The sequence below is a fragment of the Agreia sp. Leaf210 genome (assembly GCF_001421485.1).
Lineage (GTDB): Bacteria > Actinomycetota > Actinomycetes > Actinomycetales > Microbacteriaceae > Agreia.
On the sequence record NZ_LMKK01000003.1, the window covers coordinates 113,716 to 138,979 of the forward strand.

General features: G+C 66.0%; 26 protein-coding genes, 2 pseudogenes and 2 riboswitches. Of the genes and pseudogenes, 14 read left to right on the forward strand and 14 right to left on the reverse strand.

Annotated elements, in window-relative coordinates:
• Nucleotides 1-26 precede the first annotated feature (26 nt).
• From ASE64_RS10920 to xseA, 4 genes are all read right to left on the reverse strand, one after another.
• Nucleotides 27-662, reverse strand: coding sequence for a carbonic anhydrase (locus ASE64_RS10920; protein WP_055780217.1), 636 nt, complete (start codon nt 660-662; stop codon nt 27-29).
• Nucleotides 659-1,252 (reverse strand): DUF4245 domain-containing protein, encoded by a 594-nt coding sequence (locus ASE64_RS10925; RefSeq protein WP_235480586.1) that lies wholly within the window; start codon nt 1,250-1,252, stop codon nt 659-661. The genes ASE64_RS10920 and ASE64_RS10925 overlap by 4 nt, the downstream gene beginning before the upstream one ends.
• A gap of 74 nt (nt 1,253-1,326) precedes the next feature.
• Nucleotides 1,327-1,557 carry an exodeoxyribonuclease VII small subunit gene (locus tag ASE64_RS10930; RefSeq protein ID WP_055780222.1) on the reverse strand — a complete coding sequence of 77 codons (231 nt, stop codon included), beginning with the start codon at nt 1,555-1,557 and terminating at the stop codon, nt 1,327-1,329.
• A 10-nt stretch (nt 1,558-1,567) separates the two neighbouring features.
• Complete coding sequence (gene xseA / locus ASE64_RS10935) at nt 1,568-2,830, reverse strand: exodeoxyribonuclease VII large subunit (RefSeq protein WP_055780225.1); 1,263 nt, start codon at nt 2,828-2,830, stop codon at nt 1,568-1,570.
• Nucleotides 2,831-2,923: 93 nt separating this feature from the next.
• Between xseA and ASE64_RS10940 the strand changes: the two genes are divergently transcribed.
• Nucleotides 2,924-3,979: a 4-hydroxy-3-methylbut-2-enyl diphosphate reductase gene (locus tag ASE64_RS10940; protein WP_055780229.1), complete on the forward strand. Its 1,056-nt coding sequence runs from the start codon at nt 2,924-2,926 to the stop codon at nt 3,977-3,979.
• Between the two features lie 25 nt (nt 3,980-4,004).
• Here ASE64_RS10940 and ASE64_RS10945 read toward each other — a convergent pair whose 3' ends face one another.
• Nucleotides 4,005-4,514 (reverse strand): DUF6264 family protein, encoded by a 510-nt coding sequence (locus ASE64_RS10945; protein WP_055780232.1) that lies wholly within the window; start codon nt 4,512-4,514, stop codon nt 4,005-4,007.
• A gap of 12 nt (nt 4,515-4,526) precedes the next feature.
• Nucleotides 4,527-5,555 (reverse strand): class II fructose-bisphosphate aldolase, encoded by a 1,029-nt coding sequence (fbaA, locus tag ASE64_RS10950; RefSeq protein WP_055780236.1) that lies wholly within the window; start codon nt 5,553-5,555, stop codon nt 4,527-4,529.
• A gap of 163 nt (nt 5,556-5,718) precedes the next feature.
• Between fbaA and glpX the strand changes: the two genes are divergently transcribed.
• On the forward strand, nt 5,719-6,705 hold the full coding sequence (gene glpX / locus ASE64_RS10955; protein WP_055780240.1) for a class II fructose-bisphosphatase: 987 nt from the start codon (nt 5,719-5,721) through the stop codon (nt 6,703-6,705).
• A gap of 44 nt (nt 6,706-6,749) precedes the next feature.
• Nucleotides 6,750-6,806, forward strand: a pseudogene (locus ASE64_RS17955) (hypothetical protein); the annotation flags it as partial.
• A gap of 57 nt (nt 6,807-6,863) precedes the next feature.
• On the opposite strand, the pseudogene rmuC reads toward ASE64_RS17955, so the two are convergent.
• Nucleotides 6,864-7,997: pseudogene (gene rmuC / locus ASE64_RS10960) on the reverse strand (DNA recombination protein RmuC); the annotation flags it as partial.
• Nucleotides 7,998-8,048: 51 nt separating this feature from the next.
• On the reverse strand, nt 8,049-8,639 hold the full coding sequence (locus ASE64_RS10965; protein WP_055780246.1) for an exonuclease domain-containing protein: 591 nt from the start codon (nt 8,637-8,639) through the stop codon (nt 8,049-8,051).
• A 74-nt stretch (nt 8,640-8,713) separates the two neighbouring features.
• Between ASE64_RS10965 and ychF the strand changes: the two genes are divergently transcribed.
• The 4 genes from ychF (at nt 8,714) to ASE64_RS10985 (ending at nt 12,781) form a co-directional block, all read left to right on the forward strand.
• A complete protein-coding gene (gene ychF, locus ASE64_RS10970) occupies nt 8,714-9,787 on the forward strand; it encodes a redox-regulated ATPase YchF (RefSeq protein ID WP_055781888.1) in 1,074 nt (357 codons plus the stop codon).
• 79 nt (nt 9,788-9,866) lie between these two features.
• Complete coding sequence (locus tag ASE64_RS10975) at nt 9,867-10,406, forward strand: hypothetical protein (protein ID WP_055780249.1); 540 nt, start codon at nt 9,867-9,869, stop codon at nt 10,404-10,406.
• 107 nt (nt 10,407-10,513) lie between these two features.
• Nucleotides 10,514-11,083 carry an alpha/beta fold hydrolase gene (locus ASE64_RS10980; RefSeq protein WP_055780252.1) on the forward strand — a complete coding sequence of 190 codons (570 nt, stop codon included), beginning with the start codon at nt 10,514-10,516 and terminating at the stop codon, nt 11,081-11,083.
• A 102-nt stretch (nt 11,084-11,185) separates the two neighbouring features.
• Nucleotides 11,186-12,781: an ABC-F family ATP-binding cassette domain-containing protein gene (locus ASE64_RS10985; RefSeq protein WP_055780254.1), complete on the forward strand. Its 1,596-nt coding sequence runs from the start codon at nt 11,186-11,188 to the stop codon at nt 12,779-12,781.
• A 31-nt stretch (nt 12,782-12,812) separates the two neighbouring features.
• Here ASE64_RS10985 and ASE64_RS10990 read toward each other — a convergent pair whose 3' ends face one another.
• Complete coding sequence (locus ASE64_RS10990; RefSeq protein WP_055780257.1) at nt 12,813-13,232, reverse strand: hypothetical protein; 420 nt, start codon at nt 13,230-13,232, stop codon at nt 12,813-12,815.
• 78 nt (nt 13,233-13,310) lie between these two features.
• Here ASE64_RS10990 and ASE64_RS10995 point away from each other — a divergent pair, with 78 nt between their 5' ends.
• Genes ASE64_RS10995 through ASE64_RS11005 form a run of 3 tightly spaced genes read left to right on the forward strand, consistent with a single transcriptional unit; the run spans nt 13,311 to nt 15,374 of the window.
• Complete coding sequence (locus ASE64_RS10995; RefSeq protein ID WP_082466181.1) at nt 13,311-13,820, forward strand: cupin domain-containing protein; 510 nt, start codon at nt 13,311-13,313, stop codon at nt 13,818-13,820.
• Between the two features lie 28 nt (nt 13,821-13,848).
• On the forward strand, nt 13,849-14,598 hold the full coding sequence (locus tag ASE64_RS17600) for a hypothetical protein (RefSeq protein ID WP_055780261.1): 750 nt from the start codon (nt 13,849-13,851) through the stop codon (nt 14,596-14,598).
• 35 nt (nt 14,599-14,633) lie between these two features.
• On the forward strand, nt 14,634-15,374 hold the full coding sequence (locus ASE64_RS11005; RefSeq protein WP_055780263.1) for a copper resistance CopC family protein: 741 nt from the start codon (nt 14,634-14,636) through the stop codon (nt 15,372-15,374).
• A gap of 9 nt (nt 15,375-15,383) precedes the next feature.
• On the opposite strand, the gene ASE64_RS11010 is transcribed toward ASE64_RS11005, so the two are convergent.
• From ASE64_RS11010 to ASE64_RS11025, 4 genes are all read right to left on the reverse strand, one after another.
• Nucleotides 15,384-16,151, reverse strand: a complete 768-nt coding sequence (locus ASE64_RS11010; RefSeq protein ID WP_055780266.1) for an ABC transporter ATP-binding protein — start codon at nt 16,149-16,151, stop codon at nt 15,384-15,386.
• Nucleotides 16,148-17,185 carry a FecCD family ABC transporter permease gene (locus ASE64_RS11015; protein ID WP_055780268.1) on the reverse strand — a complete coding sequence of 346 codons (1,038 nt, stop codon included), beginning with the start codon at nt 17,183-17,185 and terminating at the stop codon, nt 16,148-16,150. The genes ASE64_RS11010 and ASE64_RS11015 overlap by 4 nt, the downstream gene beginning before the upstream one ends.
• Before the next feature lie 44 nt (nt 17,186-17,229).
• Complete coding sequence (locus ASE64_RS11020) at nt 17,230-18,273, reverse strand: ABC transporter substrate-binding protein (protein WP_235480587.1); 1,044 nt, start codon at nt 18,271-18,273, stop codon at nt 17,230-17,232.
• 101 nt (nt 18,274-18,374) lie between these two features.
• Nucleotides 18,375-18,710 carry a LysR family transcriptional regulator gene (locus ASE64_RS11025; RefSeq protein ID WP_235480588.1) on the reverse strand — a complete coding sequence of 112 codons (336 nt, stop codon included), beginning with the start codon at nt 18,708-18,710 and terminating at the stop codon, nt 18,375-18,377.
• A gap of 128 nt (nt 18,711-18,838) precedes the next feature.
• Nucleotides 18,839-18,934: riboswitch (glycine riboswitch) on the forward strand.
• Nucleotides 18,935-19,040: riboswitch (glycine riboswitch) on the forward strand. It begins immediately after the preceding riboswitch.
• Between the two features lie 57 nt (nt 19,041-19,097).
• On the opposite strand from ASE64_RS11025, the gene gcvT reads away from it, so the two are divergent.
• From gcvT to ASE64_RS17660, 4 genes are read left to right on the forward strand one after another with little or no spacing between them, the layout of a single operon-like run.
• A complete protein-coding gene (gene gcvT, locus ASE64_RS11030) occupies nt 19,098-20,246 on the forward strand; it encodes a glycine cleavage system aminomethyltransferase GcvT (protein WP_235480589.1) in 1,149 nt (382 codons plus the stop codon).
• A gap of 4 nt (nt 20,247-20,250) precedes the next feature.
• A complete protein-coding gene (gene gcvH, locus ASE64_RS11035; RefSeq protein ID WP_055780280.1) occupies nt 20,251-20,622 on the forward strand; it encodes a glycine cleavage system protein GcvH in 372 nt (123 codons plus the stop codon).
• Between the two features lie 7 nt (nt 20,623-20,629).
• Complete coding sequence (gene gcvP / locus ASE64_RS11040) at nt 20,630-23,515, forward strand: aminomethyl-transferring glycine dehydrogenase (protein ID WP_055780283.1); 2,886 nt, start codon at nt 20,630-20,632, stop codon at nt 23,513-23,515.
• Between the two features lie 39 nt (nt 23,516-23,554).
• The gene (locus tag ASE64_RS17660; RefSeq protein WP_082466183.1) at nt 23,555-24,385 is read left to right on the forward strand and encodes a pentapeptide repeat-containing protein; all 831 of its coding nucleotides are present in this window, start codon (nt 23,555-23,557) and stop codon (nt 24,383-24,385) included.
• Here the strand turns inward: ASE64_RS17660 and ASE64_RS11050 are convergent.
• Nucleotides 24,382-25,200, reverse strand: a complete 819-nt coding sequence (locus ASE64_RS11050) for a CPBP family intramembrane glutamic endopeptidase (RefSeq protein WP_082466184.1) — start codon at nt 25,198-25,200, stop codon at nt 24,382-24,384. The genes ASE64_RS17660 and ASE64_RS11050 overlap by 4 nt on opposite strands.
• Between the last annotated feature and the right edge of the window lie 64 nt (nt 25,201-25,264).

The following is a 25,264-nucleotide window of genomic DNA, read 5'->3' on the forward strand; positions in this document are numbered from 1 at the left end:
AAGATCGCCCGGGGGAGGGCTTGGCGTTAGACCGTGCCGATCACGAGGTCCGCTACCGCGCGCCCCTCCGCCAGTCGGTAGTTTGCGCCGACGATTGCGAGGCGGCCCTCGGCCACGGCCTCGCTGATCAACTCGGAGCTCTCGAGCAGCTCGCGCACGGTGTCGCGCAGATGCAGCCGACCGACCTCGTAGGGGTCGACGGCGTCGGCCGAGTCTGTTCCCTGGTGTTCGGCTGCGTGAACTGCCGGAGTGATCTTCTCGATGATGCCGCGGATGTGCACCGGCAGGGGCGGCGCGTCTGGACCGACCGATTCGATGGCTGCGGCGACGGCACCGCACTCGTCATGGCCCAGCACGACGATCAGGGGCACCCCGAGCACGCCGACGGCATATTCGAGACTGCCGAGCACGGAATCGGAGATGACCTGGCCGGCATTGCGCACGACGAAGAGGTCGCCGAGACCCTTGTCGAAGATGATCTCGGCGGCGAGTCGGGAGTCGCTGCAGCCGAACAGGGCGGCGCGGGGCGCCTGGCCTGCGGCGATCTGGTGCCGACGCTCAACGTCTTGGCGTGGGTGGCGCGGCGTGCCGTTGATGAAGCGCTCGTTGCCGCGCACCATCTCGCCCCAGATCTTGGCGGGTGTAAGGGGGGAATCGCTCATGATGTCGCCTCGTTCGTCTGTTCTTCGATGGTGCCCGTGAGGGTGGACGCCAGTGCCGCTGCTTCTTCGGGTGTGGCCGTTCCGGCCACGATGAACGTGCTGCGACCCGACTCGGTTGTCAGCGCGTATTCCACGTTGCCGACGTCGCGATCGGAGTCTCGGTTGTCGTAGACGATCCAGTCGATTCCGTCGATATTGACGCTGCCTGTGGGGATGGTCTGCTGCATCTCGTTGACCAGCCAGCTCGGGTTCGCGTCGACCCCCTGGGTGATCGAGAGGAACTGCTTCGACGGGGTGATGAGGCCGATGAACCACGAGGTCACGCCATCGAGACTCGCAGTGCGGATCTCGGCCACGTTCGACGACCAGGTGTCGGGCAACTCGGGAACGGCGAGGGGAACAGGAAGCGTGCGCTGCGCGCTGACGGCGACCGAGCGGTAGTCGATCGACTGAAGTCGCGAGGAGTCGTCTCTCGGAACGATGAACACCATGAGTGCGACGATGGCGACCGTGACACCGACCGCGACCCAGAGATTGCGGATCGTCTTGCTGTCGCGGTAGTTCTTGGAGTTCTGGGCCTTGCGGGCCACCTCTTCTTCGGGAGTCTCGGGTCTTCCGAGTTCCGCCACAACGGGGCGGGGTTTCGGTTCGCGGCGCGCCACCTCTACTCGGCGACCGACTGGCGGGCGGCGTCGAGGCGCGCCTTGGCGCCGATCAGCCACTGCTCACAGCGACGGGCGAGTGCCTCGCCCCGCTCCCAGAGCGCGAGCGACTGCTCGAGTGTCGATGAACCCTGTTCGAGCTCGGTGACGACGCGCACGAGTTCGTCGCGAGCCTGCTCGTAGCTGAGAGCGTCGATGTCTGCTGTCGACGGTGTTGTCGCTGTGGAGGGCATGGTTCCAATCTTATTCTGCGGGAGAGGGGGTGGCGGCTGCGGAGACGCTGCGAGCACCGGTAGAGGTGGCGCCGATCGACCCGTCGGACACGGTGATCACGAGGTTCGCGCCACTGGGGGCCTCGTCTCGACCTCGGACGATCGAGGAGTCGTCGCGCTGGACGATCGCGTAACCGCGATCGAGGGTGCGCTGCGGAGACAGTGCGCGCAGGTGGGAGACGAGTTGACGGGTGCTGTCGTCGGCTCGCTCGACGACCCGTGACACCAGTTCGCTGCCGCGGGCGACGTACCGGGTGAGTTCTTCACTGCGAACATCGATGAGCCAGCTCGAACTCGCGAGCACCGGCCGACTTCGCAACTGCCCCAGTCGATCGATCTCGTTCTTGATGACGTGGTTGACGCGCACTCCCAGTCGGACTCTGGCCTGGAGAACCCGGGAGAGTTCTTCGGCTACATCGGGCACGACTCGTTTTGCGGCGTCTGTGGGGGTCGACGCGCGAAGATCGGCCACCTCGTCGAGCAGAGGGCGGTCGGCCTCGTGACCGATCGCGCTGACAATCGGCGTCGTGGCGGCGGCGGCGGCACGCACGACGCCCTCATCGCTGAACCCGAGGAGATTCTGAAAGTCTCCGCCGCCTCGGGCGATGATGATGACATCGACCTCGGGGTCGGCATCGAGCTGCTGGATCGCCGCGGTGACCTCGCGCGGCGTACGTTCACCCTGCACGGCGGCGTGCACGACCCGGAACTCCACCGACGGCCAGCGCAATTGCGCATTGCGGAGCACGTCTTTCTCGGCGTCGCTGTCTTTACCGGTGATCAGCCCGACGCAGTGCGGCAGGAACGGAAGACGCTTCTTTCTCGACGCATCGAAGAGCCCTTCGGATGCGAGTTGTCGCCTCAGCCGTTCGAGGCGCTCCAGCAGGTCGCCGAGCCCCACGTGCCGCATCTCGAAGACCTGCATCGTGAGCGTGCCGCCCTTGAGCCAGTAGTTCGGCTTCACGAGAGCGACGACACGGTCGCCCTGCTTGAGATCGTCGGGAATCCGGCTGCGCACGCTCGACCAGATGGTGAATCCGATGGTGACGTCGTCGGTCACATCGCGCAGTTTTCCGTAGACGTTGGAGCCCGAAACGCCCCACTGGGTGATCTGGCCTTCGACCCATGCGGTGCCGAGTCTCTCGATGTATCCCTTGATCTTGCTCGAGAGCAGGGCGACCGGCCACGGGTTCTCGAGAGTCGCCGGGGCGTCGGCCTGTGGGGCGTCTGTCATGCGGGTGCTCCCTGCGCGTGGTTCTGCGACGGCCGACCACCGAGATTTCACGGTTACCATGGAGGAGTGAGCCAAGCCACTATAAGTCTGCCGATGCCGAGGATTCCCGGCGTAAGAAACAGGCTAAAGGATACCCCCGTCACCGGGGAGAAGAAGGTGTTGCTCGCAGCACCCCGAGGCTACTGTGCAGGAGTAGACCGCGCCGTCGTCGCCGTCGAAAAAGCACTCGAGCATTACGGTGCCCCTGTGTACGTGCGCAAGCAGATCGTGCACAACATTCACGTCGTTCAGACCCTCGAGAAGCGCGGAGCGATCTTCGTCGAGGAAGTCGAGGAGGTTCCGCCCGGAGCCCACGTGGTCTTCAGCGCCCACGGAGTGTCGCCCGCCGTCGTGCAGGGTGCCGCCGATCGCGGCCTTCAGGCCATCGACGCAACGTGTCCGCTCGTCACCAAAGTGCACCGCGAGGCCGTGCGGTTCGCGCGCGACGACTTCGAGATTTTGCTGATCGGACACGAAGGACACGAAGAGGTCGAGGGCACAGCGGGGGAGGCTCCGGAGCACACGACTCTGGTCGGCAGCCCCGACGAAGCCGACACCGTGGTCGTTCGCGATCCCGACAAGGTCGTCTGGCTGTCGCAGACCACCCTCTCGGTCGACGAGACCATGGAGACGGTGAACCGGCTCCGCGCGCGGTTCCCCAATCTGCAGGATCCGCCGAGCGATGACATCTGCTACGCCACCCAGAACCGACAGGTGGCCATCAAGAAGGTGGCCAAGAACGCCGACCTGGTCATCGTGGTCGGCTCCGCCAACTCGTCCAACTCCGTGCGCCTCGTCGAGGTCGCCCTCGAGTACGGCGCGAAGGCCGCCTACCGGGTCGACTATGCCCACGAGGTCAAGCAGGAGTGGCTCGACGGTGTCAATACCGTCGGCGTCACCAGCGGAGCATCCGTGCCCGAGGTTCTCGTGCAGGATCTGCTCGACGAGCTCGCTGGTGCCGGATACGGCGACATCGAGACCGTGATCACGGCCGAGGAAGACCTGATCTTCTCGCTGCCGAAAGAGCTGCGCAAAGACATGACCGGCAAGAACGACTCCCGTGCACTCGGCGGCCGCCGTTCGGGCGCGGAGCCGTCAGACTCTCAGTAGTCGGACGCGCAGCAGTCGGACGTGCTCAGGTAGAGCTGAGGCTCGAGAGCAGCCCGGGATCCGCGACGAGAGCAAGAGCGACGCATCCGAACGTCACGATGAGCGCGAGAGCACCCATCAGCAGCGGAACGGGCCACGATCTTCTGCGCTGACCGATGAGGCGAACGGTGAGCCAGATCGTCGTGGCGAGGAGCACCAGCTGCGCGATCGCGGCTATCGCGCCCGCGATGTCGACAGCGGAACCGCCTCCGTATTCGCCGAGGCCCCGGTCGGCGTAGAACATGTCGAGTGTGCTGCGCAGATCGAAGAGCGACGGCACGCTCGATGAGCTCGTCATCACCGCGGTCACGAGAAGGAACACGGAGATCGACGCGTCGAGGACGCGGTACGGAGCCGGTGAGACTACTTCGTCGGCGTCAGCTCCATCCGGAGCCGTGTCTGCGGTCTCGGTGGCGTGCGGGTCGGCGGGCGGCGACCAGACCCACCCCTCGGGTGCGAGTTCGCCGTAGCGAGGAGTGGGCCGGTCGTCTGCCATTGTCGCCTGAGCCTACTTGCCCGAGTTGCCGGCGGAGCCGAGCTGGTGGGTCGACTCGATGACGCGAGCGGCCATGGCCGTCTCGGCGAGCTTTCCCCAGGAACGAGGGTCGTAGACCTTCTTGTTGCCGACCTCGCCGTCGACCTTGAGGAAGCCGTCGTAGTTCTTCAGAACGGTGTCTGCGACCGAACGGCTGAAGGCGTACTGCGTATCCGTATCGATGTTCATCTTGATGACGCCGTTCGAGACGGCCTCGGAGATCTCGGCATCGGTCGAGCCGGATCCGCCGTGGAAGACGAGGTCGAACGGCAGAGGGCCGGTTCCGTACTTCGCCTGAACGCCGTCCTGGATCTCTTTGAGGAGCTCGGGGCGCAGCTTGACGTTTCCTGGCTTGTAGACGCCGTGCACGTTGCCGAAGGTCAGAGCCGCCATGTAGCGGCCCTTGTCTCCGAGTCCGAGCGCCTCGACAGTCGCGATCGCGTCGTCGACGGTGGTGTAGAGGTGCTCGTTGATGTCGTGACTGACGCCGTCTTCTTCGCCGCCGACGACACCGATCTCGACCTCGAGGATGGCGTTGATGGCGCGGGTGCGCGCGATGATGTCCTGGGCGATCTCGAGGTTCTCTGCGAGGGGAACCGCCGAGCCGTCCCACATGTGGGACTGGAAGATCGGGTTGCGACCGGCCTTGACCTCGGCCTCGGACGCCGCGATGAGGGGGAGAACGAAGCTGTCGAGAGCGTTCTTCGGGCAGTGATCGGTGTGCAGCGCGACGGTCACCGGGTAGTTCTTGGCGACTTCGTGCGCGAACGCGGCGAACGCGAGGGCTCCCGTGGCGCGGGCTCCGCTGCGGGTGTGGCCGGCGAAGTAGTCTGCACCACCCGTGGTCACCTGGATGATTCCGTCGGACTCGGCCTCGGTGAGCCCCTGAAGAACGGCGTTGAGGGTCTGTGACGACGACACGTTGAACGCGGGATAGGCGAATCCCTTCGCCTTCGCGGTGTCGAGCATCTGGGCGTACTGGTCAGGCGTTGCGATGGGCATGGTTTCTCCTTGTGTCTACGCGACTTCATCCTAGGGGAGGCTCATCTTTCGACGTGGGAGAACGTGCACAGCTAGCGCGAGAGGCCCACCGGTACGCTGGAGGAGCCAGTCGATGACGCGCGACAGGAGCCGTCACATGGCAACGAATTCTGTGAGGTCTGCAATGACGAATACCGAAAACGACGCCCTCTACCTTCACCCCGACCGCAACCTCGCCATGGAACTCGTGCGCGCCACCGAGGCCGCCTCGATCCGCGCGTACCCGTTCATCGGCCGAGGCGACAAGCTCGCTGCCGACGGAGCCGCCGTCGACGCCATGCGCGCCTTCCTCACCACGGTCAATTTCGACGGTGTCGTCGTGATCGGCGAGGGCGAGAAGGACGAGGCGCCGATGCTCTTCAACGGCGAGCACGTGGGGAATGGGCGGGGGCCCGCCTGCGACATCGCCGTCGATCCCATCGATGGAACGAGCCTCACGGCCGCGGGCCGGCAGAATGCGCTCTCGGTCATCGCCGTGTCTGACCGAGGCACCATGCTCGACGCCTCCAGCGTCTTCTACATGGACAAGATCGTCACCGGCCCAGAAGGCATCGGAGTGATCGACATCGACCGGCCCATCGGCGACAACATCCGGGCGCTCGCCAAGGCGAAGGGCAAAGACGTCTCCGACATCAAGGTCGCCGTGCTCGACCGCCCCCGACACGTCGGCCTGATCGAGGAGATCCGCGCCGCCGGTGCCGGAACCCGCCTGTTGCTCGACGGTGACGTGGCCGGCGGCATCAACGCCGCCCGCTACGAGACGAGGACAGACATGTGCGTCGGAGTCGGCGGCAGCCCGGAGGGGATCGTCACGGCCTGTGCGATCAAGGCGCTGGGCGGACTCATTCAGGGGCGTCTGCTGCCCAAGACCGACGACGAGCGCCAGCGTGCAATCGATGCCGGACTCGACATCGACCGCGTCTACGAGGCCGACGACCTGGTGAAAGGCAACAACACCATGTTCGTGGCGACGGGCGTGACGGATGGCGGCTTGGTCGCCGGTGTGCGCAAGAAGGGCCCCGTCATCCGTACGGAGAGCCTGGTTCTGCGCAGTCGCTCGGGAACGATCCGCCGGATCGTGGCCGACCACATCGCCGACAAGTGGTTTTGAGCCCTCGACGGTCTTGAGCCCTCGCGGTTCCTGAGCCCTCGACGGTTCTAGGCTGCGGGGTCGCTCTTCTCGAGTTCGGCGACGAGCTCGAAACTCGATAGCTCTCGGCGCTGCTCCTCGATCGTGGGGAGTACGCCGAGGACCGTGGACTCGTCGAGCGCGTTGAGTTTTCGCGCGGTCGGGAACACCTGTCGCTCGAGTGAGCCGACGAACGAGTTGTAGTCGCGCACACTGCGTTCGATCGATCGACCGAGCTTCTCGGCGTGGGTGGCCGTGGTGGCGAGTCGCGTGTACAGCTCGCGACTCAGGTCGAAGAGCACCTTCGCGTCGTGGGTCAGCACGTCTTGCTGCCAGCTGTAGGCCACTGTCTTCAAGACCGACCACAGGGTGACGGGCGACGCCAGAGCGACCTTGCGGGAGAAGGCGAACTCCATGATGCTCGGATCGGCCTCGAGGGCGCTCGACACGAGGGACTCGCTCGGGATGAAGGCGATGACGAGTTCGGGGGAGGCGTCGAGGCCAGTCCAGTAGCCCTTGTTGCTCAGCGTCGTGATGTGGTCTCGCACGGCCTTGACGTGGCGCTTCATAAGCCGGTCTCTCTCCGCGCCGTCGGCTCCCGTTGCGGTGGCCGGAATCATGCTGGCCTCGAGGTAGGCGTCGAAGGGGACTTTCGCGTCGACAGCGATGTTCTTGCCGCCGGGCAGATGCACGACCATGTCGGGGCGACCTGCGCCAGAGGAGCCGACGATGCTCGTCTGGACATCGAAGTCGACGCGCTCGATCAGGCCGGCGGCCTCGACGACCCGGCGCAGCTGAGTCTCTCCCCACACGCCGCGTGTGCTGTTCGATCGCAGGGCCGACGCGAGCGATTCCGCGGTGCTGCGCAGCCTCTCTTCGGACTCGGTCGCACTGCGCAGCTGCTCGCTGAGTTCGCCGTGCTGTTTCTGGCGCTGCTCTTCGAGTTCGGAGACTTTGCGCTGAACGAGACGGAGGCTCTCGGCCACGGGGCTGAGTGCGACGAGCACTCGGCCGTCGGAGCTGACCCGCTCGGCCTCGGCTTCGCTCATCTCTCGAATTCGCTGCTGGAACTCGCCGATGCGACCGACCTGCAGATCGAGCTGTTCGTGCAGACCCGCGATGGTCGCCTCTGCCGCCGCTGAGCGGGCCTGGAGCTCAGCCATGGGCCTCGGATCGACCTGCGGAATGCGGCCCGCGCGGAGCATCCAGCCGATGGCGCCCCCAAGCGCTACGCCGATGAGCAGACCGAGCACGAGAGCGAGTATGGGGTCCATACGGGAAGTCTCGCACCGGCCTCCGACATCGTCGGAAGGATCGGCCGCGGGTCAGAGAACGGGGGCGACGACCGGCGGTCGCAGCTGTGAGATCTTCACCCCGGCGGCCCCTGCGAGGGTCTCGATCGAGTTGACCTCGTGACGTTCTGCCGCATGGATGATGATCGCCGCGCACGCCTCGGCATCCGCCAGCGCGTCGTGGTGTCTGAAGTCTTCGAAGCCGGCCGCCATGGCCGCCACGGGGAGTCGATACGAGTCGAGCGTGTAGGTCTTGCGCGCGATCTGCAGGCTGCAGGCGTAGGCGTTCGGGGGGCACTCGACGCGGGCCGCCGCGCTTGCCGCCCGGATGACCGCCATGTCGAACGCCGCGTTGTGGGCCACGAAGTGATCGTCTCCGACGAAGTCGACGAGCTCGTCGAGCTGCTCCTCCCAGCCACGGGCGTCTTGTACGTCTTCGCTGTAGATGCCGTGGATCTTGGTGTTCCAGGGCAAGAACTCGTCGAAACCGATCTCGGGTTTGATGAACCACGAGGTCTCGTCGACGACGACGCCGTCGCGCACCTTGACGAGGCCCACCGAACACGCGGACTCGCGATAGGAGTTGGCGGTCTCGAAGTCGATGGCAGTGAAATTCAGGGGCACATATCGATGCTCTCACGCTGCACCGACCCTCGTTTCGAAGGAGGCCGCGCGCCGGGCAAGTACGATGGATGCTCGTGGCTCTCACTATTGCAATCGTCGGTCTGCCCAATGTCGGCAAGTCCACCCTGTTCAACGCCCTGACCAAGAATCAGGTGCTCGCGGCGAACTACCCGTTCGCGACCATCGAGCCGAACGTCGGTGTGGTCAACCTTCCCGATGCGCGGCTCGCCGCGCTCGCCGAGATCTTCGGAAGCGAGCGCATCCTGCCCGCCCCCGTGTCGTTCGTCGACATCGCCGGCATCGTCAAGGGTGCGAGCGAGGGCGAAGGCCTCGGCAACAAGTTCCTCGCAAACATTCGCGAAGCGGATGCGATCGCCCAGGTCGTGCGCGGATTCACCGACGAAGACGTGGTGCACGTCGACGGCAAGGTCGACGCGGCGAGCGACCTCGAGACGATCAACACCGAGCTGATCCTCGCCGATCTTCAGACTCTCGAGAAAGCGGAAGCCCGCTTCGAGAAAGAGGTCAAGGGCAAGAAGGCCGACCCCTCGACTCTCGTCGCCGTCAAGGCTGCGCGCGAGTGGCTCGACACGGGCAAGCCGCTGTCGGCCTCGGCGGTCGACCTCGAGCCCATCCGCGAGCTCGGCCTGCTGACCGCAAAGCCCTTCATCTACGTGTTCAACATCGACGAGGGAGTGTTGAACGACAAAGCCAAGCTCGACGGGCTCGCAGCCCTCGTCGCCCCGGCGCACGCCATCTTCCTCGACGCGAAGCTCGAGTCGGAGCTCATCGACCTCGATCCCGCAGACGCGGCCGAGCTGCTCGAGTCGACCGGCCAAGAGGAGAGCGGCCTCGACCAGCTCGCCCGCATCGGCTTCGACACCCTCGGGCTGCAGACGTACCTCACCGCCGGTCCGAAAGAGACGCGCGCCTGGACCATCCCGAAGGGTGCCAAGGCCCCCCAGGCTGCCGGCGTGATCCACACCGACTTCGAGAAAGGCTTCATCAAGGCCGAGATCATCGGCTTCGAAGACCTGGTGGAGACCGGCTCGATCGCGGAGGCGCGTTCCAAGGGCAAGGCGCGCATCGAGGGCAAGGATTACGTGATGCAGGACGGCGACGTGGTGGAGTTCCGCTTCAACGTCTAAGTGGCCTGTTTCTGCCGCGGAACGACGTAGACCGACGACGCATCCTGGGGAAGACACGCATGACCGTCGAGTTCGAGCGATGACCTCCACGGCGACTCTGGTCGCGCGCTACGACGACGCCAAGCGCGCAGCCGTCGAGCAGACAGTGCGAAAGCTCATGCGCAAGCAGGGCATCGCCATGCTGATCCTGGCAGTGCTGTGGGGACTCGTGACGCTGCTGCCGGTCGTTGGCGTGGCGACCGACGGGCACGACGTCGGCGGGGCCTTCATTCTCTCTACGATGTTCGTGGTCCCCATCGCGATCGGGGCGCTGGGCGTACGGCAACTTCGGCGACAGTTCCACCTGCCCGAGGTCGCCGTGACGATCACTCCGGTCGCCGTGCTGTTTCCTGCCATCGAACGGCCGTCGCCGCTGGCACCTCGCATCCGCGCAGAGGAGTGGCCTCGTGAGGGAACGAGCGCCGAGATCCTGCCCGCGTCTGGTCTGCTGAGAGCGGCACGAGTGGTGTTCACCCGGCAGGACGACCGCAAGCCGCGCAGGCGCATGGTGGCTGCCGACAACCTCGATGTCGATGCCCAGGTCCTCCTCGATGCGCTGCGGGGCACGCACGGCTCGTAGCGAAAGCGAGCGTCGCCCTGTCGTGACGTCCACTTTCCATTTCCGACTCAAGTAGGGTGTCGGAGGCGAGCGGGAGCTTCGCCGTCGCATGAAAGGGAGCCCAGACCATGACCGAAACCCAGATCTTCGAACCCGATGCACGCGCGATCTCGTACGCGGTAGAGGGAAATGGCCCCACGGTCGTCTTGGTCGCCGAGAAGGGTCTTCCCATCGACTACCTCGGCACGCTTGCCCACATCCTCGTCGAAGAAGACTTCAGGGTTCTGCGAGTCGCTGCAGGCGGTGCGTCCGCCTCCGATGACACCTCGGCGCACGATCTCGCACGCGGCGTGGTCGACGTCATGGATGCCGCGGGCATCGAGGATGCGTGGCTGGGCGGCCACGGGTTCGGCGGTTCCGTGGCTCGCGCCGTTGCTCTGGACTTCCACGACCGTGTCAACGGCGTGCTGCTGCTCGGAGTAGAAGCCGGCGACCTGACGCTGGCCGAGGGCCTGCCTGTTCTGGTCATCCAGGGGTCTGAAGACGCCGTCACCCCGCCAGCGAACGGCGAGGCGCTGCAGGCGGCGGCTCCCGATCGGGTGAGCGTTGTCTCCGTCGACGGAGGCGGCCATATGTTCCCCTCCGAGAATGTCGGCGCCACTTCATGGGCCATCGAGGACTACCTCGACTGGGACTGAGTTCTCTCTGCACCGAACGCGGCGGTTCTCGCCGAGAGCGGTGGCCGCACCACCGCGTTCGGCGACAACACCCGCGCTCGATGATGCACCGAAGGAACACCCATGAGCCTGATCCGACTGAACGACGTGAGCGTCAAGTTCGAGAACACGCAGATCCTGCGCGAGGCCTTCTTCCGCCTCGAACCCAAAGACCGCGTCGGACTCATCGGCCGCAACGGCTCCGGCAAGACCACGCTCCTGAAGCTCGTGCTCGACCAGGTGCAGCCCGATCAGGGAACCGTCACCGTCGAAGCCGGAGTGAAGATCGGCTACTTCTCGCAGTTCTCCGAGCTGAACGGCGAGCAGACGATCACCGAGGTGCTGGATGCCCTGTTCGTCGAGGTGCACGCCGTCGAAGACGAGCTCGCTTCGATCGACGCGACGATTGCGGTCGAGGCCGCGGCCGGTGGCTCCCTCGACGCACTCATCGAGCGCCAGTCCGAGCTGTTCGGTGAGATGGACCGCCTCGACGGCTGGGACTACACCCGCAAGATCGACCAGGCCCTGACCACGCTCGGATTCGACGAGGCGCACCGCACATGCCCGATCGACGCTCTCTCGGGCGGTTGGCGAAACCGCGCTGCTCTCGCGAAGATCCTGCTCGAAGACCCGGACGTGCTGCTGCTCGACGAGCCCACCAACTTCCTCGACGTCGCCGGAGTCGAGTGGCTCGAATCGTGGTTCCGCGACTTCAAGGGTGCCGCCATCATCGTGTCGCACGACCGGGCGTTCCTCGACGTCGTCGTGACCCGCATCATCGAGCTCGAGAACTTTCATCTGCACGAGTACCCGGGAAACTTCGGCGAGTACATCGTGCAGAAGCAATTCCGCCTGAAGACCCTCGAGGCGCAGTTCGTTCACGAGAATGAGCTGCTGGCCTTCGAGGCGGAGGGCATCTCCGACCGACGCGAGGCGGCCAAGGCCTCGAGCAAGAAGCTCGACAAACAGCTCTCAGGAATCAAGAAGTCGCGCGCGCCCCGACCCGTCGATCAGATCATCACCGAGATCTACGGCGGCCTGCACGTGAAAGACGTTCTCTGCCGCATAGACGGTCTCGAGAAGGCGTATGGCGACAAGATGCTGTTCACGGGTCTGGGATTCGAGATCCGCCGCGGCAACCGCATCGTGGTGCTCGGCGCCAACGGCAGCGGCAAGAGCACGCTTCTGCGCGTGCTCACCGGCGATGAGAAGGCCGATCACGGCCACGTCGACTGGGCGTCGGGCGCGAAGGTCGTCTCGTACAACCGGATGCTCGACGAGCTCGATCTCGACGACACGGTCACGCACGCGGTCAACGCGCTGCCCGACAGCCTCGCCCTCACGGCGACGCGCAAGTCCGTCGGCCGGTTTCTCGCCATGTTCCAGTTCTCGGAGGCCGATCTCAAGAAGCGCATCCGCGAGCTCTCGGGCGGACAACGCGCCCGCGTCGCCATGGCTCAGTGTCTGCTGTCCGGCGCATCCGTTCTTCTGCTCGACGAGCCGACCAACCACCTCGACCTCGCGAGCACCCAGGTCATGGAACGTGCCCTCGTGCATTTTCCCGGCGCCGTCGTGGTCGTCAGTCACGACCGGTTCTTCACCGACAAGATCGCGAACCGGATGCTCGTGTTCGGGGCCCCCGGCGCGGATGCAGGAGAGATCGACGTCACCGCGGCGTAGGCCGTCGACGGTGCCGTGCACCTCGTCGTGGCTAGACCGTTTCGTTCTCCCTGTCGGGTTCTCGTGCGGACGATCGGCCGAACCAGATCCACAGGGAGCGAGCCGTGATGACGATGAGTACCGCAAACAGGCTTTGATTGATGACCCCGAATAAGGACAGTCCGCCGACGACCGTGAAGACGGTCCAATTCACCGCGATGTCGGTGATGATCACGGCGGCGCCGAGCACGATGCCGGAGCGACGTCGAAAGATGATCAGGGCAGCGGTGACTGGATCGAGGATCGTGAGTGTCACCCAGAACAGTCGGACGCCGACGGGGAAGCCGCTGTAGACATCCAGCCCGCCGAGGATCAGATCCGCCGTGTGGGTGGTCGTTCCCACGAGAAAGCCGATCACCCACGCGGCTTGGACCACTCTGAGCGCTCGTGCCGATGTGATGACGGTGATCATCCGCTCATGCTAGCGAGCCCTTTTCACTACGCTGTGTAGCACGAGCTCCAGTCGACAGAGCTGTCCGAAAGGCTGACCATGAAAGCGTCCCGACCCCGCCCCTTTGAGCGTGCGCGCACAGCCGGCCTCCTCCTGGCCACGGTCCTCGCCCTGTCGGCATGCTCGACCACCTCCGAGGTCCCCTCCGTGACGCCGGCCGTGTCGCCGACCGAGTCGCACGCGCCGGTCGAGGCCGTCGATCTCGCTGAGGGCGAGCAGGATGCGCCGGTCGAGGTGTCCGTGTCCGGCGACGACGGCGTCGGGGTCACCTTCCGCGAGATCACGCTGGCGCCGGGGGCATCCACGGGGGTGCACTGCCATTACGGTCAGCTGGTCGCCGTGGTCTCGGAGGGAACTCTGACGCACTATGCCGACATCTATCCGAGTGGCGTGCACGTCTACAAGACGGGAGACAGCATCATCGAAGGAGCGGGCTATCGCCACGAAGGGCGGAATGAAGGCGACGAGAACGTGGTGCTCTGGGTGACCTACATCATTCCCGAGGGCAAGCCTCTTGCCGAGACCGACCTCTCGCACTGCGACGCCTAGCGAAAGAAGACCAGGGGGAGACATCACGATGACGCAGCACCCGCACCGAAAGCTGATGCCCGATGTGAGGCTGTGGACGGGCATCGCCGCGGTCGCGGTGGCGCTGCTCACGGTGACCGAGTTCTCGGTGCAGGTGTTCGTCGTCGGCGCGCGACCCAGCCTCGACGACGAGTTGGCTCTCGTCGACTTCATGACGAGAACGAGCAACGGCACCCTGCTCACGATTCTCATCGACACCATGCTGATGGCCGCGCTCATCGTGTTTCTCGCGGGATTCCGGCAGCTCATCACGCACTCCGAGGTGGCGCTGCAGTGGGTGGCCGACCTCGCTTATGGCGCGGGACTCGTCTTCGTGGCCGTGACGCTCGTCGGCGATGCCATGGAGGCTGGCACGGCCCTCGATGTCACGGGCATGGCGGGCGACTACTCGGTTCTGCGCGCGCTCACCGTGGGGCACACGGTTCTCTTCGGCTCGATCGGATGCGTGTTGACGGCTCTGGTCGCGGCGGCGAGCGGATACGTGACGCTCGGCTCCGAGGCCTTACCTCGGTGGACCGGCTGGCTCGCCTACACGGTGGCAGCACTCAATCTCCTCGCCGTCCCGACCATGTTCGGCGGAACCGATCCCGCGTCGTTCTTCGCCGCCGGGGGAGCGGGAACGGCGCTCTTCGCCACGTTCCCGTGGCTGGTGTGGGTCACGGCGATCGGAGTCGTGACTATTCGCGATCGTCGCCGACCTTACGACGTTCCTGCCGAATCCATCGTCGCCACAGGCTAGGGCCCCGATCAGGGCCGTCGGCTATCGTGAGGCGGGTGACTCGACGCCTCTTCGCCCTGCCCTCCGCTCTCGCCGCGACCGCCCTCCTCGGCGCCGCGCTCGTGCTCGTCGGCGCATCCAGTGCCTCGGCCCACGACGCGCTGGAATCGTCGACCCCTGCAGCGGGCGAGGTCGTCACAGCCGATCCGACCGTGGTCTCCCTGACGTACAGCGACGAGCTCCTCACCCTGGGTGACGACACGAGTGCCTTCGCCATCCAGGTGACGGATGCGTCGGGCGCGTTCCACGAGAACGGATGCGTCGTCGTCGACGGGGCCGTCGCATCCACCGGCATCGCCCTGGGAGAGGCCGGGACCTACACCGCCACCTGGCAGGTCGTCTCGAGCGACGGACACCCGACGTCGGGCAGCTATACCTTCGACTATCAGCCGGTGGACTCGGGCAACTCGCTGCCCGGCATGGCGGCCGCTCCCGCCTGCGGGGCGCAATGGGCGGGCTCGCCTCGAGAGGACTCGGCTCCGGCGGCGACTCCCGAGCCGTCGGCGACCACGATGGCCGAGGAGCCTGCTCCGGCCGTCACCGCGACGGCCGACCCTGCATCGACGAACGATGACGGCGCCGACGGGAGCCGGATCGGTATCGCTATCGCCGTATCGATCGGCGGCCTTGCGCTGATCGTGACGGTGATCGTGCTCACCCTGCGGCGCATCCGACGTGACCCGTTCGAGAAGCCGGATGCGCCGTCGGGCGACGAGTACGGGGATTCCCAGAAGTAGTCCGGCAGGTCACTGTCGTCGGGAGAACGTGATGACAGGGTGGCCACGCTGCGCGTCCCGAGCAATCGTGGCGGTGACGCCGTAGACCGCGGAGATGAGTTCTGTCGTGAGCACGTCGCCCGGTGCTCCCGCGGCGACCACGCGGCCCTCCTGCAAAACGACGACGAGATCGCAGTACATGGCTGCGAGGTTCAGGTCATGGATGGCGATGACGGTGGTGACCGGAAGGGCGCACACGAGCTCGAGGAGCTCGAGCTGATGGCGGACGTCGAGATGGTTGGTGGGCTCGTCGAGAAGTAATTCTCGCGGTTCCTGGGCGAGGGCCCTCGCGATCTGAGCGCGCTGACGTTCGCCGCCCGACAGCGTGTGCCACAGACGTTTCGCCTGATCGAGCAGGCCGACGTGTGCGAGCGCCCTGTCGACGGCGTCTTCATCTGCGGTGGTTCCTCCTCCGAGTGCTGTGCGATGCGGGATGCGACCGAGCCTCACGATGTCGCGCACGGTGATGTCGACCTCGGTGTCGGCGTGCTGCGTGACAGACGCGACCGAGCGTGCGACGTGTCGACGACCGACGGAGGTGAGGTCGACACCGTCGAGCGTGACGAATCCCGACGTCGGCCTGACGAGCCCGTGCAGCACTCTCAGCAAAGAGGATTTGCCCGAACCGTTCGGCCCGAGGAGGCCGACCGTCTGCCCAGGCTCGGGGTGCAGGGTCGCGCCGTCGACGACGAGCACGCCGTTCCTGCTCCAGGTCACCTGCTCGGCGCGGAGCGTCATGCGCGTCTCCTTCGCCTGGCCAGTAAGGCGATGAACACGGGAACGCCGACGAGCGCCGTTCCCACGCCGACCGGCAGAGGGGTCGGCGAGAAGGCGACCCTCGATCCGGCATCGACCCAGACCATGAAGATCGCGCCGATGATCGCGGTGGCGGGAACGAGGCGCGCGTGGCGGGGGCCGACGAGCAGGCGAGCGGCATGCGGCAGAACGAGCCCCACGAAGCCGACCGCACCGGCCACGCTCACGAGCGTGGCTGTGATCAGCGCGGTCGCGACCAGCAGCACAGCACGGGTGCGGGTCACGTGTATGCCGAGAGACGCGGCGACATCGTCACCGAACGCGAAAGCATCGAGCGCGTGGGCGTAACACAGGCACACGAACGAACCGATCACGACCACGATCGCGCAGAGTGCGACGTCGTCCCATCGCATTCCTTCCAGCGAGCCCAGCAGCCAGAACATCACTCCGCGCGTCTCGTCCGAGTCGGCGAAGGCGAAGATGATGAGAGATGTCACGGCCGAGAACAGCTGAGTGCTCGCGACGCCGGCGAGCACCACACGATCGGTGCCGCCGCCAGACAGTCGTGCCAGCAGCAGAACGAGGCCGAACGCGATCAGCGCCCCGATGAACGCGCCGCCCGAGAGACCTACCGCAGCGCCGCCCAGTCCCAGTACGCCGATCACCACGGCGCCGGTGGACGCGCCAGACGAGACGCCGAGGATGAACGGATCGGCCAGAGGGTTGCGCAGCAGCGACTGCATGATCACGCCGCAGAGTCCCAGACCGGCGCCGCACGCGGCAGCGACGAAGGCGCGGGGCAGACGCTCCTCCCACACGATCGCGTTCTTCGAGACCTTCACAGCAATGTCCGTGAGACCGAGATGGTTGGTGACGATGTCGCGCACGTTGACGAGCAGGATGTCTGCCGGTCCGAGCGTGATCGCGACACCGACCGAGACGAGCAAAAGGACCAGTCCGGCCAGCACGAGCAGACCCGCGATCGCGGTCCGGCGCGTGCGGGAGGCCGGCCGCATCACGGGCGTCGTCGTCTGCGGGTGTGTCGGAGGCGGGGCGGTGCTCAGAGCTCGTCCTTGTGCTCGCGCAGCCAGGATTGAATCTTCTCGAGGCCGTCGACGAATCGGATAGACGGATTGAGTTCGGCGCCGTGAAGAACGATGTAGCGCTTGTTGCGTACGGCATCGATCGTCTGAGTGAGCGGGTCCGACTCGAGGAAACTGATCTTGTCGTCGAGACGGTCGCCGGGGAAGCGGTCTCGTTGCAGGTCGCCGAGCACGAGGATGTGCGGATCCCTGTCGGCGACAGCCTCCCAGGTCGTGGCCGGCCAGTCCTCCGGGGATGCAGAGAACACGTTGTCGAAGTCCACTGTCGTGGCGAGTAGGCCGGCGGCACTCAGCCCGCCAGCCATATAGGGGGTCTTCGTGTCGGCGAACCAGAAAGCGACTGTTGCGCCAGCGAAATCGACGCCTTCGGTCGCCGCCGCGGCCCGGGTTCGGAGTCCGTCGACGAGCGCCTTCGCACGATCCGGAACGTCGAAGATCGCGCCCAGCTCGTTGATCTCCTCGTAGAGCGAATCGATCGTGAGCGCATGGGTGCGGGTGCCGCCGCCGTTGATGCTGGTGCCGTTGTCGCAGTCGGTGGGTGAGAGGTAGCTTCCGATGCCCGTCTCGGCGAAGCGCTCGCGGCTCGCCACGCCTCCCTGAGCGAAGTGCCGCCCGAACGAGGCGGTCACGAAGTCCGGATCGGTGCCGAGCACGACCTCGTAGCTCGGCGCGTTGTCTGACAGCCGCGGAACCTCGGAGTTGGCCGCAGCGAGGGAGTCGAGCACGGGATCGGTCCACGAAGCAGTCCCGACCAGATGGTCGGCGAGCCCGAGCGAGAGCATGATCTCGGTCGAGTTCTGGTCGAGAGAGACGACGCGCTGCGGCGGTGCATCGACGACGGTCTGAGTGCCGCAGTTGTCGATGGTCAACGGATATTCGGTCGATCCCTGTCCAGACGTGGACGTCGGGCTGGTCTCGACGGCCTCGGATGCGCCGCATCCGGTGAGGCCGATCGCGAGAACGGATGCGAGGGCAAGACTGATAGCGGCGCGCTGGCGCACGTCGGGCTCCTTCGTTCGGGTGGGGGAGTCAGATCGGGGCCGCATCGAAGAACGACACCCGGAAAGATAAGGATAGCCTTACCTGACTCGCTGCCCGGAACTCAGCGAGACTGGCGGCGTTTCCCCACCCTCGGAGCACCCTTGACGACCGGGGCTCGACCCTTGCCCTTCGATGCCTTAGCCTTACCTCCGGCGAGGGGAGCGGTGATCGTGGAGTTCCCGGTCGACTTCGCGAGATCCGCAGCCGCCTTCTCGGCGAAGGCCACACCCTCGGGCGTCAGCACGGTCGACTCGGCGTCGTAGTCGAACAGCGGGTAACCCAGATTCTGCTCGAGCTGCTTGACGGCGGCGATCATGCTGGAGCGCGGAATGCCCTCGATCTTGGCGGCTTTGGCGAAATGCAGCTCTTTCGCCGCCGTGATGAAGAGCCTGTTCAAACGATGATCCACAAAATCCGTCCTGACTGCGCGCATCGCCCGGTCACCCTCAGATTACGCGCTCGAGCCTCGCGACGCGTGAGCCGTATGTTGCTAGGCTGGCCGCACAAACGAATATCGGGCCGACATCACGCGATGCGGGAGAGCCCGCCGATCACCTCGGCAGGCACCGAAGGAGCAATTCTCCCCACCAATCTCTCAGGTACGTGTACCGCATCGAACAGGCCACTCTGAAAAGAGATCTCGAACAGTGTTCGACGGTCCGCCCACGGTGAAAGTCGCTGCCACGCAGCGTCGAAGCTCTCAGGCACAGATGACAGAGGGGGAGTTCTTGACTGCTCGGGTTCGCGCCCGGGTCCGCAATACCCACTGCGCCTTGGAGAACTCGTGACCGATAGATATTCGCCGCTCAACCGCATCCATGTGGCAGCCGGAGCCAGCTTCACCGACTTCGCCGGTTGGCAGATGCCCGTGCGTTACTCGAGCGACCTCGCCGAGCATCACGCCGTGCGCACCGCCGCGGGAATCTTCGACCTCTCTCACATGGGCGAGATCTTCGTCGTGGGGCCCGAGGCGGCAGACGCCCTCGACTACGCGCTCGCCGGCAAGCTCTCGGCCACCGTCGTCGGGCAGGCCAAGTACAGCCTCCTCCTCGATCGAACCGGCGGAATCATCGATGACCTCGTCGTGTACCGCACCGGCGACGACCGGTTCATGGTCGTGGCGAACGCGTCCAACCGCGAGGTCGTCGCCGCCGAACTCCTCGAGCGCACCTCCCCGTTCGAATGCGAGGTCTTCGACGAGAGCGACGAGCTCGCCCTCATCGCCGTGCAGGGTCCGCGATCGCGCGAGATCCTCGTCGCGACCGACGGCTTCGCCATCGAGGGCGGCCACCCCGACGGCCGCGACGTGGGGGAGAAGCTCGCCGAGCTCAAGTACTACCGCGCCCTGTCCGGGTCGTTCCGCACTCGGCCCGTGCTCATCGCCCGCACCGGTTACACCGGTGAAGACGGATTCGAGCTCTACGTCAGCCCCGATCACGCCGAAGAGCTCTGGAACGCGCTCACCGAATCCGGAACCCCGCTCGGACTCGTGCCGGCCGGGCTCGCGAGTCGCGACACGCTGCGTCTCGAGGCGGGTATGCCGCTCTACGGCCACGAGCTCGGCGCCGAGACGTTCCCCGTGCAGGCCGGCCTCGGCCGCGTCGTCGCAACAGCGACGAAGGGTGACTTCGTGGGTCGCGAGGCCGTCGAGGCCGGCCCCAACCCGGATGCGCGCACGCTGGTCGGTCTGGTCGCCGAAGGCAAGCGGGCCGCGCGGGCGGACTACGAGATCTTCGCCTCCGACGACTCCACCGACGTGATCGGCGTCGTCACGAGCGGTGCCCTGTCGCCGACCCTCGGCATCCCGATCGCGATGGCCTACGTCGACGCCGCCTTCGCGACGCCCGACACAGTCGTCAGCATAGACATCCGCGGCAAGCGCCTGAGCTACCGCGTCACCTCCCTCCCGTTCTACCGCGCGAAGAAAGACTGAACCCATGGCTACCGAAAGCGAACTGCAGTACACCAGCGAGCACGAGTGGGTGCTCGTCGAGGGCACCACCGCCACCGTCGGCATCACCGCGTATGCGGCAGAGAAGCTGGGCGACGTGGTCTTCGTCGACCTGCCCGACGTCGGAACGTCGCTGGCGAACGGCTCGATCGTCGGCGAGATCGAGTCGACGAAATCGGTGGGTGAGCTCTTCGCCCCCGTCGATGGCACGGTGCTCGAGAAGAACTCCGCGGTCGAAGACACCCCCGAGCTGGTGAACAGCGACCCGCTGGGCGAGGGCTGGCTCATCAAGATCGAGTTCACCGAGCTGCCGCCGTTGCTGTCGTTCGACGAGTACACCGCGCTGCTGGGGGAGTAACACACCGATGTCGCTTCCTTTCACCGCGCGTCACATCGGCATCGATGACAGCGCGCAGGCCGTTATGCTCGCCCTCCTCGGCTACGACTCGGTCGACGCCCTCGTGCGCGCCGCGATTCCCGGCTCGATCCAGCTGAGCGAGACCCACCGCGCGGAGGCGATCCCTGCGGCCGCGACCGAGCGCGAGACCATCGCCGAGCTCCGCGCCCTGGCATCGCACAACACCGTGAACCGGTCGATGATCGGGCTCGGTTACTACGACACCATCACGCCGGCAGTCATCCGCCGCAACGTGCTCGAGAACCCCAGTTGGTACACCGCCTACACGCCCTACCAGCCGGAGATCTCGCAGGGGCGCCTCGAAGCGCTCATCAACTTCCAGACCATGGTCGCCGACCTCACGGGTCTGTCGACCGCCAACGCATCCATGCTCGACGAGGCCACCGCCGTCGTCGAGGGCATGCTGCTCGCCAGGCGCGCCTCGAAGTCGACCTCGAATGTCTTCCTCGTCGACGCCGACGCTCTGCCGCAGACGAAGGCTCTACTGCGTTCGCGCGCCGACGCCGTGGGCATCGAGATCGTCGAGCTCACCCTCGACCGCGTCGACCACCCGGCGTCGCACGACCACCCGCTCGCCACCGGTTTCGGCGCCTTCATCCAGTACCCCGGCGCATCCGGCCGAGTCTGGGACCCGCGCGACGTGATCGAGGCGGTGCACGCATCCGGCGGACTCGCCGTCGTCGCGGCCGACCTGCTGGCCCTCACCCTCATCACCTCTCCCGGCGAACTGGGGGCCGACGTCGCCGTCGGCACGAGCCAGCGTTTCGGCGTTCCCATGGGCTTCGGTGGACCGCACGCCGGCTACATGGCTGTGCGCAAGGGCCTCGAGCGTCAGCTGCCTGGCCGCCTCGTGGGCGTGAGTCAGGATGCGTCGGGTCACCCCGCCTACCGGCTGAGCCTGCAGGCGCGAGAGCAGCACATCCGTCGCGAGAAGGCCACCTCGAACATCTGCACCGCCCAGGTTCTTCTCGCCGTCATGGCCGGTATGTACGCCGTCTACCACGGGCCGGAAGGTCTGCAGCGCATCGCTCTCGACGTCAACGACATCGCCCGTCGGCTCGCCAGCGCGCTCGAGGCGGCCGGAGCTGAGCTCGTGCACGAGGACTTCTTCGACACCATCCAGGTGCGGGTGCCCGGACGTGCCGCCGAGATCGCCGCCCAGGCTCACGCCGGCGGCTACCTCCTGAACGTCGCCGACGACGACACCATCGGTGTCTCGGTCGACGAGACGACGACATCTGCCGACATCGACACGGTGCTCGGCCTGTTCGGGGTGTCGCCCGCGAGCGATGCCGAACAGCTCGCGGAGAGCCTGCCCGAGCACATCCTGCGCACGAGCGACTACCTCACGCACGAGGTGTTCAACACGCACCGCTCGGAGACGAGCATGATGCGTTACCTCAAGCGCCTCGCCGACTACGACTACGCGCTCGACCGGGGCATGATCCCGCTCGGCTCGTGCACCATGAAGCTGAACGCGGCCACCGAGATGGAGGCCGTGACCTGGCCCGAGTTCGGGGCCCTGCACCCCTTCGCGCCCAGAGCAGACGTCGAGGGCTACCTCACGCTCATCTCGCAGCTCGAGACCTGGCTCGCAGAAGTCACAGGCTATGACTCGGTCTCTCTGCAGCCCAATGCGGGAAGTCAGGGCGAGCTGGCGGGCCTGCTCGCCATCCGCGGCTACCACCACGCCAACGGATCGTTCGAGCGCACCGTGTGTCTCATCCCGTCGAGCGCTCACGGAACGAACGCGGCCTCGGCTGTTCTCGCCGGCATGAAGGTCGTCGTGGTCGCCTGCGATGAGAACGGCAACGTCGACGTCGACGACCTTCGGTCCAAGATCGAGCTGCACGCCGACTCGCTCGCCGCGCTCATGATCACCTACCCCTCGACGCACGGGGTATACGAGCACGAGGTGGCCGAGATCTGCCGTCTGGTGCACTCGGCCGGCGGCCAGGTCTACGTCGACGGCGCGAATCTCAACGCCCTGCTCGGCTTCGCCCGCTTCGGCGACTTCGGGGGCGACGTGTCGCACCTCAATCTGCACAAGACCTTCTGCATCCCTCACGGCGGGGGAGGCCCTGGCGTCGGCCCGGTCGCGGCCAAGGCGCACCTTGCGCCCTTCCTGCCGGGCCACGCGCAGGCGCAGGACCCGTCGCATCCGCTCGCCGGTGGTGGCACCGTCGTGCACGGCGGTGGGCCGATCTCGGCCGCGCCGTACGGCAGCCCGAGCATCCTGCCGATCAGCTGGTCGTACGTGCGCATGATGGGCTCGCAGGGCCTCGCGGATGCGACGGGTGCGGCCGTGCTCTCGGCCAACTACGTCGCCGCACGGCTCTCCGAGCACTTTCCGGTGCTCTACGCGGGCGACAACGGTCTCGTCGCGCACGAGTGCATCATCGATATCCGGCCTCTGACGGCATCGACCGGCGTCTCGGTCGACGACGTCGCCAAGCGACTGATCGATTATGGATTCCACGCCCCGACGATGAGCTTCCCCGTCGCGGGAACGCTGATGGTCGAACCGACCGAGAGCGAAGACCTCACCGAGATCGATCGCTTCATCGACGCGATGATCGCCATCAAGGGCGAGGCCATGCAGGTCGCCGAGGGTGTCTGGCCCGCCGACGACAACCCCCTGCACAACGCGCCGCACACGGCACAGTCCGTCGTCGAGGGCGAATGGATGCATCCGTATGATCGCGAGACTGCGGTTTATCCGGTGCGTTCGTTGATCCGCTCGAAGTACTGGCCGCCCGTGCGTCGCATCGATCAGGCGTGGGGTGATCGCAACCTGGTGTGCTCGTGCCCGCCGCCGGAGGCGTTCGAGTAGCAGAGCCAGACGTTTCCGCGCGTGCGGTAGCCTCTCAGCATGGCGAGACGATTTGCGATTCAGCGCGGCCGATTTTCGATGCTGGCGGCGGTGACGCTGGGTTCCTTCGCCCTGATCGCCGTTCCCGCTACGGCCGCACACGCCGAGGTCTTCTTCGATGAGGGCGGATGCGTCGTGCAGCAGGTCACCGACGGTGCGCCGGCGGGCGGCAGCCAGTGCGCGGGCGTCGACTTCGGCGGCGTGAGCATGGGCCAGGCCGCATTCATGGGCGCGAACCTGGCCGGCGCGAACCTGTCGGGATCGAAGCTGCAGGCAGCGAACTTCACCGGAGCGAACATCGAGGGTGCTGATTTCACCGACGCACAGATAGAGGGCGCCGACTTCACCGACTCGGGAATCCTTCCCGGCACGATCACCGCCGAGGCCGCCGATGCGAGCGGAGCTCCGATCGAATTCGCACCCGTGGTGCCCGCAGGTCTCACAGCGGGAGACTGCATGATCGTCGACGTTCCGGTCGCGTCGGGCACCGTGTTTCCCGTCGGCGACTCCGGCATGGTCTGCAAGTTCTCATCGTCGAACGGCACCGCCCTCGCCGTGGTGAAGATCCAGGTCACCCCTCACCCGGAGCAGACAGAGGCACCCACGCCGCTGTTCACCGATGAGCCAGGTCAGGCGCCCACGGCGACCTCGACCAGGCAGCCGACGGACTGGGGACTCATCGCCGCGGTCGGCGGCGGAGCTGTCGTGGTTCTCGCGCTCGGAGTCGCCGCGATGGTCATCTCGCGGCGGAGGCCCGTCGCAGCCACCGGCGACGACGACGTCGCGGAGCCGGATGACGACGACGTCGCACCGAAGGCGCCCGGGCTCTAGCTCAGTCGGAAGAGGTCCGGAAAGGTCGAGACGGCCCAGGCGTAGCCCACGAACGAGGCGATGTCGATGATCCAATGGGCGATGACGAGCGGCATCGTGCGGCCCCAGCGCGTGTAGCACCAGCCGAAGATGATTCCCATCACGACGTTTCCGAAGAATGGTCCGATGCCCTGATAGAGGTGGTAGCTGCCCCGCAGCACCGCGGCCGACAGGATGATCTGCCACCGACCCCAGCCGAGCTGTTTGAGCCGGGTGAAGAGGTAGCCCACCACGATCAATTCCTCGGTGAGAGCTGCCCTCAGGGCGGAGGCGATCAGCACCGGCACGGTCCACCAGTAGGCGTCGATAGGGGCCGGGACCACATTGACGGTGATGCCCGCGGCTCGGCCGATGAAGTAGAGCGCTATTCCGGGTACTCCGATGACGAGAACGAGCAGAAGCCCCCGAGCCGAGTCCCGAACAGGGGACTTCAGGTCGAAGCCGATCCTTCGGAACGGGTTCGTTCCCGACATCGCCAGCAGGTAGAAGACGAGGATCACCGGAACCAGATCGAACAGGATGGCGAGGGACTGGTACGTGAAGTCGAGCCACTCGCGCGTACTCAGCGCCGAGTTCAGGGCTGTCGATTGATCCGCGAGAGGGGTCTCGTCGGTGAGCTTGGCCACGATACTCACGATCGAGTACACGGCGGATGCGCCGAGCGACAGCCCGAGGACGATCGCGATCTCCCACGTCAGTCGTCGTCGCCGCGTCGTACGCCAGGGAGAGGGGATCGATTGAGACACACGTGCTCTTTCTTGCGTGGGCTGGCCCATACGGAGGGAAAATTGTGCGTGCGGCACAAGGAATGCCGATTTCACGTTTCTAGTGTGTAACTTT

What these genes read in the sequence shown, in the direction of transcription:
- ASE64_RS10920 (WP_055780217.1), bottom strand. Translation starts at nt 662, where the DNA reads ATGAGCGATTCCCCCCTTACACCCGCCAAGATCTGGGGCGAGATGGTG.
- ASE64_RS10930 (WP_055780222.1), bottom strand. Translation starts at nt 1,557, where the DNA reads ATGCCCTCCACAGCGACAACACCGTCGACAGCAGACATCGACGCTCTC.
- xseA (WP_055780225.1), bottom strand. Translation starts at nt 2,830, where the DNA reads ATGACAGACGCCCCACAGGCCGACGCCCCGGCGACTCTCGAGAACCCG.
- ASE64_RS10940 (WP_055780229.1), top strand. Translation starts at nt 2,924, where the DNA reads ATGCCGAGGATTCCCGGCGTAAGAAACAGGCTAAAGGATACCCCCGTC.
- ASE64_RS10945 (WP_055780232.1), bottom strand. Translation starts at nt 4,514, where the DNA reads ATGGCAGACGACCGGCCCACTCCTCGCTACGGCGAACTCGCACCCGAG.
- fbaA (WP_055780236.1), bottom strand. Translation starts at nt 5,555, where the DNA reads ATGCCCATCGCAACGCCTGACCAGTACGCCCAGATGCTCGACACCGCG.
- glpX (WP_055780240.1), top strand. Translation starts at nt 5,719, where the DNA reads ATGACGAATACCGAAAACGACGCCCTCTACCTTCACCCCGACCGCAAC.
- ASE64_RS10975 (WP_055780249.1), top strand. Translation starts at nt 9,867, where the DNA reads ATGACCTCCACGGCGACTCTGGTCGCGCGCTACGACGACGCCAAGCGC.
- ASE64_RS10980 (WP_055780252.1), top strand. Translation starts at nt 10,514, where the DNA reads ATGACCGAAACCCAGATCTTCGAACCCGATGCACGCGCGATCTCGTAC.
- ASE64_RS10985 (WP_055780254.1), top strand. Translation starts at nt 11,186, where the DNA reads ATGAGCCTGATCCGACTGAACGACGTGAGCGTCAAGTTCGAGAACACG.
- ASE64_RS10990 (WP_055780257.1), bottom strand. Translation starts at nt 13,232, where the DNA reads ATGATCACCGTCATCACATCGGCACGAGCGCTCAGAGTGGTCCAAGCC.
- ASE64_RS10995 (WP_082466181.1), top strand. Translation starts at nt 13,311, where the DNA reads ATGAAAGCGTCCCGACCCCGCCCCTTTGAGCGTGCGCGCACAGCCGGC.
- ASE64_RS17600 (WP_055780261.1), top strand. Translation starts at nt 13,849, where the DNA reads ATGACGCAGCACCCGCACCGAAAGCTGATGCCCGATGTGAGGCTGTGG.
- ASE64_RS11010 (WP_055780266.1), bottom strand. Translation starts at nt 16,151, where the DNA reads ATGACGCTCCGCGCCGAGCAGGTGACCTGGAGCAGGAACGGCGTGCTC.
- ASE64_RS11015 (WP_055780268.1), bottom strand. Translation starts at nt 17,185, where the DNA reads ATGCGGCCGGCCTCCCGCACGCGCCGGACCGCGATCGCGGGTCTGCTC.
- gcvH (WP_055780280.1), top strand. Translation starts at nt 20,251, where the DNA reads ATGGCTACCGAAAGCGAACTGCAGTACACCAGCGAGCACGAGTGGGTG.
- gcvP (WP_055780283.1), top strand. Translation starts at nt 20,630, where the DNA reads ATGTCGCTTCCTTTCACCGCGCGTCACATCGGCATCGATGACAGCGCG.
- ASE64_RS17660 (WP_082466183.1), top strand. Translation starts at nt 23,555, where the DNA reads ATGGCGAGACGATTTGCGATTCAGCGCGGCCGATTTTCGATGCTGGCG.
- ASE64_RS11050 (WP_082466184.1), bottom strand. Translation starts at nt 25,200, where the DNA reads ATGGGCCAGCCCACGCAAGAAAGAGCACGTGTGTCTCAATCGATCCCC.